Source organism: Bradyrhizobium canariense, assembly GCF_900105125.1.
GTDB classification, from domain to species: domain Bacteria; phylum Pseudomonadota; class Alphaproteobacteria; order Rhizobiales; family Xanthobacteraceae; genus Bradyrhizobium; species Bradyrhizobium canariense_A.
The window spans coordinates 2,386,832-2,402,391 of the sequence record NZ_LT629750.1; the positions used below are offsets into that span (position 1 = coordinate 2,386,832).

At 59.0% G+C, this 15,560-nt stretch carries 14 protein-coding genes and 1 pseudogene; 6 read left to right on the forward strand and 9 right to left on the reverse strand.

The window, feature by feature from the left end; genetic code table 11:
- Positions 1-97: 97 nt before the first annotated feature.
- The 3 genes from BLV09_RS11545 to BLV09_RS11555 all read left to right on the forward strand — a co-directional run bounded on the left by BLV09_RS11545 (position 98) and on the right by BLV09_RS11555 (position 3,243).
- Complete coding sequence (locus BLV09_RS11545; protein WP_146687379.1) at positions 98-943, forward strand: class I SAM-dependent methyltransferase; 846 nt, start codon at positions 98-100, stop codon at positions 941-943.
- A 45-nt stretch (positions 944-988) separates the two neighbouring features.
- Positions 989-2,332: an LLM class flavin-dependent oxidoreductase gene (locus tag BLV09_RS11550; protein WP_146687380.1), complete on the forward strand. Its 1,344-nt coding sequence runs from the start codon at positions 989-991 to the stop codon at positions 2,330-2,332.
- Between the two features lie 92 nt (positions 2,333-2,424).
- Positions 2,425-3,243 (forward strand): MetQ/NlpA family ABC transporter substrate-binding protein, encoded by an 819-nt coding sequence (locus BLV09_RS11555; RefSeq protein ID WP_146687381.1) that lies wholly within the window; start codon positions 2,425-2,427, stop codon positions 3,241-3,243.
- A gap of 305 nt (positions 3,244-3,548) precedes the next feature.
- Here BLV09_RS11555 and BLV09_RS11560 read toward each other — a convergent pair whose 3' ends face one another.
- Complete coding sequence (locus tag BLV09_RS11560; RefSeq protein WP_244549048.1) at positions 3,549-4,364, reverse strand: MetQ/NlpA family ABC transporter substrate-binding protein; 816 nt, start codon at positions 4,362-4,364, stop codon at positions 3,549-3,551.
- Positions 4,365-4,834: 470 nt separating this feature from the next.
- Between BLV09_RS11560 and BLV09_RS11565 the strand changes: the two genes are divergently transcribed.
- Positions 4,835-6,235: an LLM class flavin-dependent oxidoreductase gene (locus BLV09_RS11565; protein ID WP_146687382.1), complete on the forward strand. Its 1,401-nt coding sequence runs from the start codon at positions 4,835-4,837 to the stop codon at positions 6,233-6,235.
- Positions 6,236-6,527: 292 nt separating this feature from the next.
- Here BLV09_RS11565 and BLV09_RS11570 read toward each other — a convergent pair whose 3' ends face one another.
- On the reverse strand, positions 6,528-6,761 hold the full coding sequence (locus BLV09_RS11570) for a hypothetical protein (RefSeq protein ID WP_100386758.1): 234 nt from the start codon (positions 6,759-6,761) through the stop codon (positions 6,528-6,530).
- A 327-nt stretch (positions 6,762-7,088) separates the two neighbouring features.
- Between BLV09_RS11570 and BLV09_RS11575 the strand changes: the two genes are divergently transcribed.
- Entirely contained in the window at positions 7,089-7,904 is an 816-nt protein-coding gene (locus BLV09_RS11575; RefSeq protein WP_146687383.1) for an RMD1 family protein, read from the forward strand.
- 18 nt (positions 7,905-7,922) lie between these two features.
- Here BLV09_RS11575 and BLV09_RS11580 read toward each other — a convergent pair whose 3' ends face one another.
- A complete protein-coding gene (locus tag BLV09_RS11580) occupies positions 7,923-8,921 on the reverse strand; it encodes an aldo/keto reductase (protein WP_167558703.1) in 999 nt (332 codons plus the stop codon).
- Positions 8,922-9,361: 440 nt separating this feature from the next.
- Between BLV09_RS11580 and BLV09_RS11585 the strand changes: the two genes are divergently transcribed.
- The gene (locus BLV09_RS11585; RefSeq protein WP_079543670.1) at positions 9,362-9,631 is read left to right on the forward strand and encodes a DUF2312 domain-containing protein; all 270 of its coding nucleotides are present in this window, start codon (positions 9,362-9,364) and stop codon (positions 9,629-9,631) included.
- Positions 9,632-9,827: 196 nt separating this feature from the next.
- On the opposite strand, the gene BLV09_RS11590 is transcribed toward BLV09_RS11585, so the two are convergent.
- The 6 genes and pseudogenes from BLV09_RS11590 to BLV09_RS11610 all read right to left on the reverse strand — a co-directional run bounded on the left by BLV09_RS11590 (position 9,828) and on the right by BLV09_RS11610 (position 15,513).
- Entirely contained in the window at positions 9,828-10,163 is a 336-nt protein-coding gene (locus tag BLV09_RS11590; protein WP_433994390.1) for a c-type cytochrome, read from the reverse strand.
- A 13-nt stretch (positions 10,164-10,176) separates the two neighbouring features.
- Positions 10,177-11,409 carry a molybdopterin-dependent oxidoreductase gene (locus tag BLV09_RS11595; protein ID WP_146687385.1) on the reverse strand — a complete coding sequence of 411 codons (1,233 nt, stop codon included), beginning with the start codon at positions 11,407-11,409 and terminating at the stop codon, positions 10,177-10,179.
- An 804-nt stretch (positions 11,410-12,213) separates the two neighbouring features.
- Positions 12,214-13,452, reverse strand: a complete 1,239-nt coding sequence (locus BLV09_RS38010) for a sensor histidine kinase (protein ID WP_283806866.1) — start codon at positions 13,450-13,452, stop codon at positions 12,214-12,216.
- Positions 13,432-13,857, reverse strand: a pseudogene (locus BLV09_RS38470) (PAS domain-containing protein); the annotation flags it as partial. The pseudogene BLV09_RS38470 and the gene BLV09_RS38010, both read right to left, overlap by 21 nt.
- A gap of 223 nt (positions 13,858-14,080) precedes the next feature.
- Positions 14,081-14,245 carry a hypothetical protein gene (locus BLV09_RS37210; protein ID WP_157809821.1) on the reverse strand — a complete coding sequence of 55 codons (165 nt, stop codon included), beginning with the start codon at positions 14,243-14,245 and terminating at the stop codon, positions 14,081-14,083.
- A 92-nt stretch (positions 14,246-14,337) separates the two neighbouring features.
- Positions 14,338-15,513, reverse strand: a complete 1,176-nt coding sequence (locus tag BLV09_RS11610) for a fumarylacetoacetate hydrolase family protein (RefSeq protein WP_146687388.1) — start codon at positions 15,511-15,513, stop codon at positions 14,338-14,340.
- Positions 15,514-15,560: the final 47 nt, after the last annotated feature.

Consider the following 15,560-nt stretch of genomic DNA (forward strand, 5'->3'; position numbering starts at 1 on the left):
CGTAGAGTCCAAGGCGCAGCGGTGCGCGCTCAAACGACAGGCAATGCCGGTCGCTCCGCCAACGGAGCAACGCCACGGCGATTGATGGATATCGGAAATGTCAGAGCTCGGCGTTACCATCAACCTTCAACGAGATACACCGGAACTTGCCCATATTTACGAACAGGCCGGCATCGTTCAATTCCATCACGGCAAGTTCCTGATCGGTCCCTTGGCGCTAAAAGCGGGAGAGCATGTTCTCGACATCGGCACTGGAACAGGACGGCTTGCAGAATTCGTCGCTGGCCTGGTTGGACCGCAGGGCCGCGTCATCGGAATTGATCCGCTTGAAAGCCGCACCGAGATTGCGCGGTTACGGCAGTCGAAAACGCTGACGTTCGAGACCGGTCGTGCCGAGGACCTGTCCCGCTTCAGCGACAGCCAGTTCGATGCGGTCTACCTCAACAGTGTTTTTCATTGGATCGAGGAGAAGGAACGCGCCTTGCGGGAAATCCACCGCGTGCTCAAGCCGGGCGGCCGGCTCGGGCTCAACGTTCAGGACCCGTCGAAGCTGCACGAATCCCGCGTTTTCCTTCGGACCGCCATCTCGCAAGCCGGCTTAGGCGACCGGCATCGGGAAACCCATCCCGTCTTCGGCGTGACTCAAGAGCAACTCAAGGCCCTGTTCGCGGCGGGCGGCTTCGTCGACTACCGCAGCGACATGCGATCGCTGGTTGACGTGCACAGCGATGCCGACTCCCAGTTCAAATGGTCGGAAAGCAACGCTTTCGGCAATTTTCTGGACGGCTTCTCCCGATCCGAGCGCGAGCAAGTGCGCATCGCGTTTGCCCGCCTTGTCGAAGCCAAGCGTACACCCGAAGGGATCAGACTGGAGCGGTATCTGCGCTTTGCCTTCGCACGGAAGCCGGACGGATCATTGAAAGAGCCAAAACTGCCCGCGTGACCCCCTCTTCCCATCTTGCAGATCAACAAACGAGAGTTTTCGGACATGAGCGATCGGCGGCAGCTTGCCCTCAACCTCTTCATCTATCCGGGTGGCCACCACGAAGCGGCGTGGCGCTATAAGGGGTCCGCAGCGGACCGCGTGCTCGACATCAGCTACTATCAGGAACTGGCCAAGCGCGCCGAAGCCCACAAATTCGATGCGATCTTTTTCGCCGACGGCCCGGCACTCGCCGACAATGTGCGCTACGCGCAACGATTCCGGCTGGAGCCGATCACCTGGCTTTCAGCCATCGCCGCCGTCACAAGCCGTATCGGCCTGATCGCCACGGCATCGACGACGTATATGGAGCCATATAATCTCGCCCGGTTGTTTGCCTCGCTCGATCATATCAGCGGGGGCCGCGCAGGGTGGAATATCGTCACCACCAGCGCGCCGCAGGCGGCGCAGAATTTTGGGTTGCCCGAGCATCCTCCCCACGGCGAGCGATACGAGCGCGCAAGGGAATTTATCGACGTCGTCACCAGGCTATGGGATAGCTGGGAGGACGAAGCGCTTGTCAACGATCCCGCGTCGGGCATCTTTGCCGATACCGGCAAGGTTCATACGATCGATCACATAGGAAAGCATTTCCGGGTTCGGGGACCACTGAACATCTCACGGCCGCCGCAAGGCAGGCCGGTGTATGTGCAGGCAGGCTCGTCCGACGACGGGCGCGCTTTCGCCGCCCGCTTCGCCGAGGCGATCTTCACCGCGCATCAGACGCTTGCAAGCGCGCAGGAATTCTATACCGCCATCAAGCGGCAAGCCCGCGTCTTCGATCGCAGTCCCGACCAGATCAAGGTCCTGCCTGGCATCAGTCCTTTCATCGGAAGCACGCAGGCGGAAGCGGATCGCCTGCAGGACGAATTCAATGCGTTGATCCAGCCGGAATACTCGTTGACCCAGCTCCGCCAGATGATCGGGCTCGATCTTTCGGGCTTCGATCTCGACGGACCATTCCCACGGCATCTGATCGACACGCAGAGCGCACAGGGCGTTGCCAGCCGCTTCAAGCTCGTCATCGACATCGTCGACCGCGAACGGCCGACGATCCGGCAGCTTGTGCAGCGCCTTGCAGGCGCGCGCGGCCACTGGGTAATCGCCGGCCCACCGGAAAAGATCGCGGACAACATTCAGGCGTGGTTCGAAGGCGGCGCCGCCGACGGTTTCAACGTCATGCCGCCATGGCTGCCTGGCGGATTTGACCTGTTTGTCGAGCAGGTCGTTCCGATCCTGCGCAAACGCCGCCTGTTCCGTGACGATTACACCGGAACGACATTGCGCGATCACTACGGTCTCACCAGGCCTGAAAGTATCTTCGCGGATACGATTCAGGCGATCGCATGATCTGGCGATCCGCCCCGTACTGGTCGCCCGGCGTCAACGACGTCGCGTAACCTCCGACGGACAGAGCCCTCCCACAACGTACCGAGTTAAATATGAAGAGAACGAGTTTTCTCCTGCTGTCGGCTTTTCTGATATCCAGCGCCTTTATCGGCAGACCATCCATCGCACAGGACGCACCCAAAACGGAAATCAAGGTCGGTTTCGTGCCCGGTCCCTACATCGACGAATTCAAGGCCGGCGTCGAGCCAGAACTCAAGAAGAAGGGTTATAGCCTGCGGTATTACGAGTTCAGCACCGGCCTCGAAGCAAATACCGCGGTCTTCCGCAACGACATCGACGCCAATGTGATGCAGCACGCGGTGTTCTTGAACTCTTACAATGACCATAACAAAACTGACCTTGCGGGCATCGTCGCGGTGCCGACGCCCCCGATGGGACTTTACTCCAAAAAACACCCGCGTGATGTCACGGTGAAAGCCGGCATGACGGTCGCGGTACCAAACGATCCCGTCAATCTTCAGCGCGCGCTTTGGATCCTGCGCGACCTCGGCTGGATCGAAATCAGGGACAACAATCCCGTGGATGTCACCGAGCTTGACGTCATCAAGAACCCCAGCGGGATCAGGCTCGTTCCCCTCGAGAACGCCCAGGGACCCCGGGCGCTTGATGATGTCGACTTTGTCGCCATCCAGGGCAACTTTGCCATCTACAGCGGCCTGAAGCTAACGGATGCGCTGGCACTTGAGAAAATGACCGCCCCCTATCGCAACGTTGTAGCGATACGACAGGGAAATAGCGAAAAGCAGTGGTCCAAGGATATCGTTGCCGCCTACACATCCGATACGTTCAAATCTGCGATCCGCTCGAACAGATTCTACGATGGTTTTGCGCTGCCGGACTATTTCAACTGATGTTTTCGCCAGCCGGGCGACCACATCTCCGCCTCATGGGATGGGCCACAGCGCGACTGCACGACGACCGCTACCAAATTTGAGGACGGCCCGCCCCCCGGATGCGGTTGGTTCAGGCATGTCGCGTGGGTTACGCGATGATGGAGGTAATTTCAACGCGCACCCACGCGACAACCAGTTAGTTCCAAGATGGCGACGCGGCGTTGCTGGAGTCGCCGGGTCAACCAGGTCGGAACTCCCCCCGCCCCGGAGCAGAAAAGGCAGCTTCTCCTCGTAGTTCGGCGGCCAACGCCTCCGATCCAATGTCACCTTGTAGCACTGTGAGACTGGGTGTCGAAGCCAGCCGGGATGAACGCCGGCAGCTTTTCCTCGATGAACTGCTTGACCTCCGGTGACTTGAATACCTGGATGAAGGCCTTCAGCCTCGGATCGTCCTGCTTGTCCGGGCGCGCCGTGAAGCGCAGCACCAGTCCGTCATCAACGGTCCGGTCGATGATCAACGCCGATTTCGGATCACCGCCGGCCGCGAGCAAATAGGTGATGTTGACGAGCGCGAGCGTGACATCGTCGAGCGAACGGTAGGTCTGGGCAGGGTCGAGCTCGATGATCTTCAAGTTCTTCGGATTTTCGACGATATCCAATTTGCTGACCGAAAACCCCTTGCCCGGCGCGAGCTTGATCAGGCCGGCACGCTCCAGCAGAATCAGTCCGCGCGCACCGTTGAGCGGCTCGTTGGGAATCGCTACGGAGTCGCCGGATTTAATCTCGTCGAGTGTTTTGATCTTTTTCGAAAACAGCCCGACGGGCGCGATCACCCCGACCTTATCGACCTGAACGAGATTTAAGCCGCGCTGCTTGTTCTGAAGCGCCAGATAAGTTCCGTGCTGGAACAGATTGGCGTCGACATCGCCGCTGTAGACGGCTTCGTTCAGCGCGACCCAGTCGGTCAGCTCAATCACTTTGACATCAATACCCTTGTCGTTGGCAAGCTTGGCGGCAAATGAGACCAGCTGCCCAACGGGCCCGGCGCTGGTTGCGATCTTGAGAGGCTGGTCCGCGAACGCCCCTGCGGTAAGTGCAAGCAAAAAGCCGGCGACGCGCGCCATACGAATGAGTGCCATCATCATCTCGATCGTTCCTTCCGAAAATCTGTATGGATAGTAGACGAGACGATCTTCCGCACAACGAGATTGTTATTTGTTCTTGGTCTGCCGCGAGAGGTGAAACCTTTCGGCGACCACCTTCGCCGTAGATTGAAAAAATCAGCGTAGGCATTTCGATCCAAATCGGACGCGGATCTGAATGATTATTCCGTGATTCATGGACGTCGCAACCGCTCTCACTTCAATACGCATCGATCATCATCGGGCATCGCCAGACGATTGCGTTTGGAACAGAAAGCCATTCGCTCGGACCACGGCTGATCACCGCGCGATCTCAATCACAAACGGCGATACGTTGCTAAATTCAGACCCGACAGTAGGAGGATTTCCGCTCGCGCATGGTGAATTGGAAATAAAACAGCCGCGATATGGTGTTAGATACGTCACACGCGATGTTGCGCACCCAATCCGGACACCACCTGCCTGTCATGAGCCGTTCTCGAGAACTCCGCTTCAACGCATTCAGCATGACAGCGCCCAGCCACAACTGGGCGGGCCTATGGTCGCACCCGCGCGATGCATCGATCAACTACAACACCCTCGATTACTGGGTCGAATATGCAAGAATCGCGGAACGAGGACTTCTCGACGGCATCTTCCTTGCGGACGTCTTCGGCGTTTACGATGTCTTCGGCGGCAATCCGAACACGGCCGTAACTCATGGGGTCCAGCTCCCGAACGCCGAACCAGCCCTAATCGTGTCAGCCATGGCGCTGGTCACCAAGCATCTCGGGTTCGGCATCACATCAAATCTCACGTTCGAGCATCCCTATCAGCTAGCTCGGCGCTTTTCGACGCTAGACCATCTCACCGGCGGACGGATCGGCTGGAATATCGTCACGGGATATCTCGACAGCGGCGCACGCGGGATGGGGTTTGCATCCGGGCGCGCCCACGACGACCGTTATGATGCGGCCGAGGACTTTCTGGCCGCTGTCTACAAATTGTGGGAAGGCAGCTGGGAAGATGATGCGGTACGCCGCGACCGCGACGGGCGCGTGTTTACCGACCCTGCGAAAGTTCACGCGGTGCGGCATGAAGGGCCATACTATCGTGTAGACGGCATTCATCTGGCCGAGCCCTCACCACAGCGCACGCCGTTGTTGTATCAGGCGGGAGCATCCAAGCGCGGTCGCGCTTTCGCCGCCAAGCATGCCGAAGCCATCTTCCTCAACGGCCAGACCAAACCCATACTCGCCAGGACTGTTCGCGAAATCAGGACCGCAGCCAAGGAGCTCGGCCGCGATCCCTACGACATTCGCCTGTTCGCCGGCGCAACCGTCATCGTTGCTCCGACACGCGCCGAAGCCAACGATATTCTCGACGACTACCGCCGCTATGTCGACCAAAGCGGGCAACTCGCCCTGCTTTCCGGCTGGACCGGCATCGATTTCTCCACCTATCGCCCCGACCAGGCCGTGCAGTATGTCGAGAGCAACGCAATCCAATCGATGGTCGAGAACTTCACGCTCCGAAGCGAACAGCCGGTGCGGATCGGAGACCTCGCCACACTCAGCCGCGTCGGCGCGCGCTCACCGTTCGTGGTCGGTTCGCCGCAGGACGTGGCGGACGAGTTGATCGCATGGGCGGATGAAACAGACGTCGACGGATTCAACCTTTTCCGTCTGGTCATGCCGGAATCGCTGAATGGATTCGTCGACCTCGTGGTCCCGGAACTGCAATCTCGTGGCGTCTACAAGACGGCCTATCGCCAGGGCACCCTTCGCGAAAAACTGTTTCCAGGACGAGACGCGTCGCTGCATCCAACACATCCAGGTGCGAACTTCCGTCGCCCGGCTTCACCTGCAGGGAATGCAGTGGCGAGGTAAGCTTCCCAAGCTCACTTCCCTCCGAAAGATATGACGACCTGGTATCATCCTCGCGTTGTGTGCGGATAAAAGCGCCCAGATCCTCAAATACGAAAGCAGCCGCGAAACGCGTCGCGGCCTTTCACGATGTTAGGAAAAGCATTGAGGACAGCGCTAAAGCTTGCTTTAAAACAGGCATGGCGCCATTGGCTCGGGCGAAAGCATGCCAGCGAAATGAATGAGCGACGTGCCACGGCCGCTTATTCTTGTCTCCGACTTTCAGATGGATGATCGAATTCAATTTCTTTCGGCGTCAAAACCCGAAAAACTTCGCGCGCAACGCATCTTCATATTTCGTCTTCGCCTCTTTGGCGATTTTACGCATCTCGTCCTCATCGAATCCCGCTTTTTCCCATTGGTCGATTTCCGAAACCGAATGATTTACGGACGCCAGCGATTCTTCCTTGCGAATGGCAGAGATCCAGTTCTCAACGGCTGACCTGTAGCGAGCTTGGAGGTCATCAAGGTTAGAATTCTCTTCGCTCATCTTTTTCTCCTCGATAGTCCCTATCAGGACAATGAATATTGCATCTGTGTGAACGGACGAAGACAGCTGGATCCTCGTAAGGGCTCTGCGTCTGTAAGTCGGGTAACGTCTGTTTCCGAGCAGAAGATGCTCCGTGACGGATGGCGCGTTGGCGGCATGGCCTGGGCGCGGCCGATGACGCGCCCTCGCCGCAAGGATCGTCCACTCGACGCGGCTCAAGTCCTCAGAGAAGCAACGGCCGCCATCTCCTTAGCCTGAAACAATGATGATATGCTGCCGGCACGGGTACGCGCTGCCGGCAGACGTGGTTCCTGAGGAGACGGTGTGATGACCAAACCCGAATTCATTCCGGCCGCAATGGGTACACGGGTTACCGTACACGCCCTGCACGTTGGAGATCGGATCAACACCATGGGCTTCGAAGGTGAGGCTCTTTCGGCAGTCCCGCTCGCGGTCAAGGTCGCCAAGACAGGCATGGCTGTTCTTTTCCGCTATGGCGTCGTGGTGCTGATCGGGCTTTCGCCAAGCGATGAAAACGGCTTTCTGGAAAAGTTGAACCCCCGAATCGGCGGCAAGCTGGCGCGCTTTGAGGAGGAAGCCGCGATTGTGGCGCTCGCCGGCGATCCGGAGGACCAGGTTCAGGTGGGAGGACCGATTCAGCTGCTGGACATGTCGCCGGAAAGGCTTCTGGTCGTTGCCGACGTCCTGGCGAAGAGCGTCGTGCTTGCCGATGGCGAACGCGAAGTTGCGAAAGTGCTCGAGATTGTTGAGCCCTTTGCGAAGGAACTGGCGGACCACGGACGAACCCGAAGAAACCGAAAGGGCGTCTTGCAGCTGATCGGAAACGCGCTGTTGGTCCAACATCGGGTATCCGGCCGCGTCGCTATCGGCGAGAAGCCGGATGCACTATGGGACCGCCCGGACCTGGAGCGGCTCTATGCTCGCCTCGAAGACGAGTATGAGCTCAAGGAACGCGTGGACGCGCTCAATCGGAAGCTCGCCGTGGTGGCGGAAACGGCCAACACACTTGCGGACATCATCGATACTCGCCGATCGCTGCGCCTGGAACTGATCGTGGTTGTGTTGATCGCTTTCGAGATCGTTACCACCTTCTACCAAATCTACACGGCCAAGGGCCACTGACACCGAAGCCGACGCTGATCATCGTGGTTCACCCGAGAATGCCTGCCTCAGTGCTGACAGCCCGTCGAGCGCAGCCCGCGGTAGTGGGCCTTTTTCGACCGCGGCGAGTGCGTCCTCGAACTGTTGCGGCGTCGCCATACCGACCAGGATGGTGCCCATTGCCGGATGAGACAGCGCAAACCGCGTGGCGGCTTCGGTCAGGCTGGCGGCGAACCCTTCTTTTACCAGCGGGATCAGGCGCCGAGAGCGATCGACATCGGCGTCGTAGCTCATCGCCGAACCAATCGGCTCGGGCGCCGGACTCGCAATCGGGTGGCGCTCGGCTGAGCCCGACAGTGCGCCGCCGGCGAGAACGCGGATGCCGACGACACCAACGCCGGCGGCCTTGGTGTGATCGAACAATCGTCCATAATCCTGCGCCGGATAGTTTATCGGCAATTCCTCGGCGGCAGATGGATTGAGCATGTTATAGACGATTTGGGCGCTGTCGAAGGCGCGAGCATCAATTACCTGCTGCAGTGCCGCGGTGTCGCCTACTGCCGTAATCCCGAGGAAGCGAATCTTCCCCTGCTGACGCAAGCGTTCGAACGCCGGTACCACGTCGTCCAGCACCTGCCGGACGCTCAGCGCCAATCCGCCTCCGGTCTCGGTAATCGGATTGTGCAGGTGAAAGATGTCGACCCGGTCAAGACGCAATCGCGCCAGACTGCCTTCGAGCGACATCGTTACGGCGTCCGCGATGCGGCCGAACTCGCTGGGCGGCAACCGAACCTTGGTGCCTACGGTTACGTTGGCTGGCTTCAGCGTTTGCAAAACGTGGCCAAGGTTCTTTTCCGATTCACCATTGCCGTACTGCACCGCGGTGTCGAAGTAGTTCACGCCAGCGCCGATCGCCCGCGCGATGGTACGCTCCTGGTCGGCAGGATCGCCGCGTACCATGAATCCGCCCACCGCGCCGCAGCCGAAGCCCAGCACCGAGAGCTGCATTCCCGTGCGCCCAAAGTCCCGCAATTGCATCGCTGTTCCTCCGCCGGCCGCACAACACTCTAAATTACCGCCCGGGTAGTCTGCAACCATGCCCCTGTCGCAAACGTCCGGGAACGCCGGCCGTGCAAGTCCGCTTTACCTCGGCATCCTACGGGCATTCCATGACCGGCATTCTGCGAAATTGAGCGCGCTGGTCGCAAAGATTGGCTTTTGCATTTTCATTCGGACGAAAACTGTAACCGCGTACACTCTTCAAATTCTGCAGAACCAAGCAGCGAACGGCGGCAATGACGCGCGACGCTCAGCACCACCACCACGTCTTGGAAAAAGCGAAACAGCGCCGAATTCATTCGAAGCAGTACAATCGCGTGCAGTACCGCCGTGTTGCACTCGTTTCGTTCTGGTTTGCGTTAACGCATTGGTCATTTCTTTGCGTTCATTTTCACGATCTCATTCAACAGCGAGGCACCATGTCTGACATCAGCATTCCCGGCGGACGGATCCGTTCTTTCGTAGAGCGGATCGAACATCTGGACACCGAACTGCAGGAATTGAACGAGTCGAAAAAGGAAGTCTTTTCAGAAGCCAAGGCTGAGGGTTTTGACGTGAAAATTCTCAAGGAAATCATCAAGCTGAGGAAGCAGGATAAGGATGAGCGAGACGAGCGCGACACTCTGCTCGATATGTATATGAGGGCGATGGAAACCGCCGGCCCGGAATTGGCCGCCAAGGCCGCTTGACGTTCCACGTACCGATGATTTCGTGACCTGCTCAGTTATCAAATGATCGCAGAAGGCCGGTCTAAATATTCGTCAGCCGCGGGGATTAAGCCTCCCGGCTGACGGGGCTACCAGATTTATAGGGATGTTCTCGCGCGATGAGCGGCGCCCTGCGCCCTGCATTACGCTCACATCGCACGGACGACGGAATGGCCAGCTATCCGCCGCTCTTCATCCGGGTCAGATAATCGACAATTGCAGCGACGTCCTCCGGGGCTACCGGGGCCTTATAGGTGTTGATCATCTTGTTGACTTCGGCTGCCCAGGCCTGCTTCGACAGGGTTGGCTGGTTCAACACCATGCCGGCTGAATGACACGCCAGGCAGTTGTTATTGATCGCGTCCGACCCCGGTCCGTCGGGAAACATCCGGTCGCTGTCGGGAAGATCGATCTTCACGCTTTTCAGTTCGAAGGCCGCGCCCGCATACGAGACGTGGGGCAGCAATGACACACCCAGGAGGATGATGACGGCGCACAGCAGATTGCGAGACACTTTGAATACTCCGTCAAATCGCGGTGATATCAACCGATTCCACGACATTGCGCATGAAACCGGCGGTATTCCAGTTTGGAGTATCAGGCTGCGCCACGCCGCTGGTGTTGGTGCAGCGGGCCAACAGACTGTAGTCGCCTGGCGCTGGCAGCGTGACCTGCGCCTGCCATTGCCGGAATCCGTAGTCGCCTTCATCCTTTCCAAGCTGCGCCTCTCGCCAGCTCTGACCACGATCGATGGAGTAGTCGACCCTCGCCACCCCGCAGTCGCCGCCGAAGGCAATGCCGCGCAATGTCGTCGGCGCGGCAGCTTTGACCTTGCTGCCGGAGGCGATGTTCGTGGCGAAGGATCTCGGCACCATCCGGTTGATCGGAACCATCTTCACGCCGGTCTCGCCCGGCTTGATGCTTGCATAAGGCGTATCCGGAATCGTGTAGGCCACTTTTGTCCAGTAATTCGTATCGGGCTGATCCAGCACTTCGATGTCGGTTAACATCTTGACCCAATAGGTCGCGTACCAGCCCGGCACCACCAGCCGCAGCGGAAATCCATTCACCAGAGGAAGTTGCTCGCCGTTCATGGCAAAGGCGATCATCACCTCGCCATCGCGCGCATGGTCGATATCCAGCGATTTTAGGAAATGCGGCGCGTCTGCGACCACCGGCTCATCCATGCCCTTGAAACGTACCTGCAAGGCGCCCGGCTTCACGCCGGCTTTGTCGAGGACGTCCTTGAGACGCACCCCCGTCCAGAGCGCATTACCCATGGCGCCATTCGCCCATTGGCCGCCTGGCACGCGAGGCTCGAAGAAACCCCGCGAGTTGCCGGAGCACTGGTTCACCGCAGCGAGCTGGACATTTGGTAGTCCGTGGAGAATATCGTCAAGTGACAGCGACAAGGTCTGATTCACATGACCGCGCACGGTCAAGTTGAACTTGCCGACATCGATATCGGTCGGGATGACCGCCCAGTGCCAGCGCACGTAGAACTGATCGTTGGGCGTGAACGCCCCTTTGTCGAACACCTCAAACGGCGTTTCCAGCAACGGCGGACGGGTCCGCTGCAGGATCATGGGCCCTTTCTGCGGAAATGCGGTCGTGATCGGCCGCGCGCCGGGACCACCTGGCAGCGGAAGATCGACCGTCGTTTGCGCCATGCCTGGACTGGTGAGCGCCAAGGCTCCGACGCCTGCCGCACCTAGCAGCCGCCGTCGTGTGACCGTGCGGTGAAGGGGATGGTTCTCCATCGTCTATGCCTCCTGAGTATCCGCGCCGCCCATCGGCGGACGGTGATCTTGCACTCGCGAAGCCAGTACCTTGATATCAAAGCCGGTTAAGGAAGGCTGTACATTCGAAAAACGATGATTTTGTGCGGTATCCACGCCGCCCCCGATATTATCACCACCGCTCCATCGTCCAAGACCGATTGGCATTATTTCTCACTGCGCTGGCAGCGTGCGGCACGACTTCGCTGCTCGTGTCAACAACGCCGATGGCGGCAGCTGACCATTTCCGTCCGCACGTGCCACGCACATCGCAACGACTCAGCAATTGCGGGATGCCGGTGCATCGATGATAGTGCCTGGTACACCACCGACCTCATTAGGCATCGGCTGGTCGATGATATCTGCGAAAGATCGCGCCGTCTTTCTCGTCTAACGGAAGAGGACCTGTCATGAGATACGTCAGCCTTATTTGCGCAATTGCAGCCGTTCTATCTGGCCCTTCCGTCGCTGCAGCAAAAGCGGGATCGACCTATGACGGAACCTGGAGCCTCGTCTTTGTGACGCGTCAGGGCGCATGCGATCCGACCTACAATTTCAACGTCAATATATCTGACGGAATCGTGAGCCATCCAAACCTCGTGAGGTTCAAAGGCAGGGTAACCGCAAGCGGCCGGGTTCGCGCATCCGTTACCGTCCAGGACAAGCATGCAGCCGGTTCCGGCAGGCTGACGAAGAACTCCGGACAGGGCACTTGGAGCGGCTATGCGGGAAGTGCGCGATGTTCGGGATACTGGACGGCGCAAAAGCTTTGACGTCTCCGGCGCACTATTGAGCCACCGGCGCCCCCGGCGCCGCTCGCGGCAGGATGAGCTGGACTTTCGTTCCCTTGCCGGGCTCGCTGTCGAGATTGATCTGGCCACCCAAACAGCTCGTGACAATGCTGTGGACGATATGCAGGCCGAGACCCGTGCTGCCTTGATCGCGACGCGTCGTAAAGAAGGGGTCGAACGCCTTGCGCCTGATATCGAGGTCCATCCCGCAGCCATCGTCAGAGAAAAGAACTTCGGCATCGCCTTCCCCGCACGCTTGCACCTTGATGTCGATGGTTCCTCCCTGGCCATCGGGAAACGCATGCGCGACCGAATTGAGAAAGAGATTGGTCAGTACCTGTCCGTAGGGACCGGGATAGCTGTTCATCGTGAGATCGGGTTGGCACTCCAGGTTGAGGGTGAGATTTTGTTTTCCCAGGCCCGGCCGCAGACTCAAGACAATCTGCTCGGTCAGATCGCCGAGGTCGAAAACGCGTTGGTTCGAGTAATTGCGGTCGGTCGCCACCTGCTTGAATGACTGGATCAGTTCGGCCGCGCGGTTGAGATTGGTGACTAATTGCGACGATGCCTCGCGGCTGACCTCGAGAAACTGCTTCAGGCTCGATCGTTTAAGATTGCCCTGCTCGAGTTCCGTCGCGATCGTAGCGATCTTGCGTTCCAGCGACGACGCCACGGTCAGGCTGGTGCCTACCGGACTGTTGATCTCGTGCGCAACGCCTGCCACCAGCCGCCCAAGTGCCGCCAGTTTTTCCGCTTCGATCAGGGAGTTTTGGGTTTCCCGTAAATTTCGCAACGCGGCCTCGGCCGCGTCTCTGGCGCTGCGTATTTCCAGCTCGCTGCGCTTGCGCTCGCTGATATCGATATGGGTACCGATCCAGCCGTAAATAGCCGCAGCCGAGTCGTGAAGCGGAATGACACGCGTCAGGAATGGGCGATACCGTCCATCCTTGCTGCGCAGTGATAACTCCATTTCCAGTGCGCTTCCGGATTCCAGGGCTTGTCGCCAACAATTCCGGGCTTCAGGCAGCGAGGCCGGCGCAAGGATAGCTTGCCAATCGTGAGAACCGGCGCCCCCGCCCGATGTGCCCGTATACTCGTGCCAATGATTGTTGAACCAAAAGATCTTGCCTCCCGCTTCGGCCATCCACACCAGTTGGGGAATCGAATCGGCCAAGGTATGAAACTGACGCTCGCTTGCCTGCAGCGCTGCTTCCGCGCGTTTACGTTCGGTGATCTCTTCGGCCGCGACGTTGACGCCGACAATTTCGCCACTCGGGCTACGGAGCGGATGCCAATAGGTGATCCAAAACCGCTCGTCAGTTTGATCGGCACGCTGGCCGGTAACCTCAATGCCTGTCACCGGCTCGCCGGTCTCCATGATCGATCCAACGATGGCTTCGACGGACTCGGCCAGAGCCGGTACACAATCCCTCACCGTGCGCCCCAGATGATCTTCAACGGAAATGCCGCATATTTCAGTGAGGCGCTGATTGATTTGCAGATAGCGGCAGTCGGGAGAGAGGCAGGCGAGACCGATCGGCGCTGTGTCGTAGATCAGTTGCAGGGCGGGCTGCTGGGGAAACAGTACAACAGACGACGATCTTACAGTCGTCGCACCGCGATTCGGATCCTTGGACAAGGAACGCTCCCCTAACTAAATCGGCGATCTCCGACTATCCCCTCAGCAGGAGCCATAAATGTGGCTTTTCGTATCAGCACGATCGCCACGTTCACGCTGGTCCGCCCGTTCTCATTAACACTGGTGTGCCTTTTAACATTGACGTTGATATATCGCTTACCATCCTCATCCCGGGCGGGTTCTTGAGCATCATTTCGATGGCCTCGATAACCCTCCGGCGTCGTCAAATTTCGTCATAGATGCTGTCCTTTTCTTGGAGAAAATTGAGCGAATTTTCCCGATGCAACCGCAGCGTGTCCGCCGCGACCACGAAGGCAGCGGCCCACATTCCGACTGGAGTTGCAGGCTGACAGAAGGGTGGAAGAAAATCAGCGACGATGCCCGGCATCGTACTTGCTCAACAGCCAACGCCGGCTGCACCCAACGCTTTTGAAGCGCATAGTCAGACTTATTACAAATTTACGCCGCCTGCGCGAACCCTCATCGCAAATAATTTCTGGTCGCAAGACTCTTCATCATCGCGCTGATGCCGAATGTCCATGCCTCGCATTCGTCGCTTGAGCGCATGCGGTTGACGAGCTTGCCGAGTTTCGCCGCCTGAATGGTGACGATGTCGTTACGCTTGTGGGTAAAGCCCTGCCCCGGCGTGTCGCGATCTTTCACCGGCGCGAACATCGTCCCGAGGAACAGCGCAAATCCATCAGGATATTGATGCACCGGCCCGACCGTCTGCGAAACCAGATCTTCCGGGTCCCGGCTGATCTTGCTGATCGACGAATGTCCGTCGAGCACGAAACCATCATCGCCGGTGACCGTCATGGTCAAGTCCATCTTGCGGACGTCGTCGAGAGAGAACGTCTTGTCGAACAGTCGAACGAACGGACCAACGGCGCAGGAAGCATTGTTGTCCTTTGCCTTGGACAACAGCAGCGCCGACCGTCCCTCGAAGTCTCGCAGGTTGACGTCGTTCCCGAGCGTAGCGCCTACGATCCGGCCGCTGCTTGAGACCACCAGCACGACCTCCGGTTCGGGGTTGTTCCAGGTCGATTTCGGGTGAAGCCCGGCGTCCATGCCGGTCCCAACCGACGACAGCACCGGCGCCTTGGTGAAAACTTCCGCGTCCGGACCGATCCCGACCTCGAGATACTGGCTCCACGCCTGCTGCGAGATGAGAACGTCCTTCAGGTGCATCGCCTCAGGCGATCCCGGCCGGAGCTTGGACAGGTCATCGCCGACGAGCCGCACCACCTCTTGCCGGATTGCAGCCGCCGACGATGGATTTCCTCGCGCCCGCTCCTCGATGACCCGCTCCAGCATGGAAACGACAAAGGTGACCCCAGCCGCCTTGAGCACCTGGAGATCGAGCGGCGCGAGCAACCAAGGTTTGCCGACGTCACGCCCGTCGGGCGGGGTGTTGGCGAGGATCTCATCGAGACTACCAACGCGGGTGCCCGCGACTCCGCGCAGGGATCCGGCCGGATCCGCTTGCTCCGCGAGCGTGCTCACAATCGGAAAAGCCGACGTCACGTCGAAAACGCCGTCACCGCGCACGGCAACGACGGCGGGGCCGGAAACCGAGGGAAGCCATACGCGGCCGACCAGCGTCCCGGCCGTCCCATCCTCGGGCAGTATTGAAGCGGCAGTCAACGATTTCATCGCCATTCCTCCACGGCTTGGCGCCGTATTAGCAGTTACGGACCGAT

What these genes read in the sequence shown, in the direction of transcription:
- BLV09_RS37210 (WP_157809821.1), bottom strand. Translation starts at nt 14,245, where the DNA reads ATGCCGGGCATCGTCGCTGATTTTCTTCCACCCTTCTGTCAGCCTGCA.
- BLV09_RS11545 (WP_146687379.1), top strand. Translation starts at nt 98, where the DNA reads ATGTCAGAGCTCGGCGTTACCATCAACCTTCAACGAGATACACCGGAA.
- BLV09_RS11575 (WP_146687383.1), top strand. Translation starts at nt 7,089, where the DNA reads ATGACCAAACCCGAATTCATTCCGGCCGCAATGGGTACACGGGTTACC.
- BLV09_RS11610 (WP_146687388.1), bottom strand. Translation starts at nt 15,513, where the DNA reads ATGAAATCGTTGACTGCCGCTTCAATACTGCCCGAGGATGGGACGGCC.
- BLV09_RS11570 (WP_100386758.1), bottom strand. Translation starts at nt 6,761, where the DNA reads ATGAGCGAAGAGAATTCTAACCTTGATGACCTCCAAGCTCGCTACAGG.
- BLV09_RS11565 (WP_146687382.1), top strand. Translation starts at nt 4,835, where the DNA reads ATGAGCCGTTCTCGAGAACTCCGCTTCAACGCATTCAGCATGACAGCG.
- BLV09_RS11580 (WP_167558703.1), bottom strand. Translation starts at nt 8,921, where the DNA reads ATGCAATTGCGGGACTTTGGGCGCACGGGAATGCAGCTCTCGGTGCTG.
- BLV09_RS11595 (WP_146687385.1), bottom strand. Translation starts at nt 11,409, where the DNA reads ATGGAGAACCATCCCCTTCACCGCACGGTCACACGACGGCGGCTGCTA.
- BLV09_RS11550 (WP_146687380.1), top strand. Translation starts at nt 989, where the DNA reads ATGAGCGATCGGCGGCAGCTTGCCCTCAACCTCTTCATCTATCCGGGT.
- BLV09_RS11555 (WP_146687381.1), top strand. Translation starts at nt 2,425, where the DNA reads ATGAAGAGAACGAGTTTTCTCCTGCTGTCGGCTTTTCTGATATCCAGC.
- BLV09_RS11585 (WP_079543670.1), top strand. Translation starts at nt 9,362, where the DNA reads ATGTCTGACATCAGCATTCCCGGCGGACGGATCCGTTCTTTCGTAGAG.
- BLV09_RS11560 (WP_244549048.1), bottom strand. Translation starts at nt 4,364, where the DNA reads ATGGCACTCATTCGTATGGCGCGCGTCGCCGGCTTTTTGCTTGCACTT.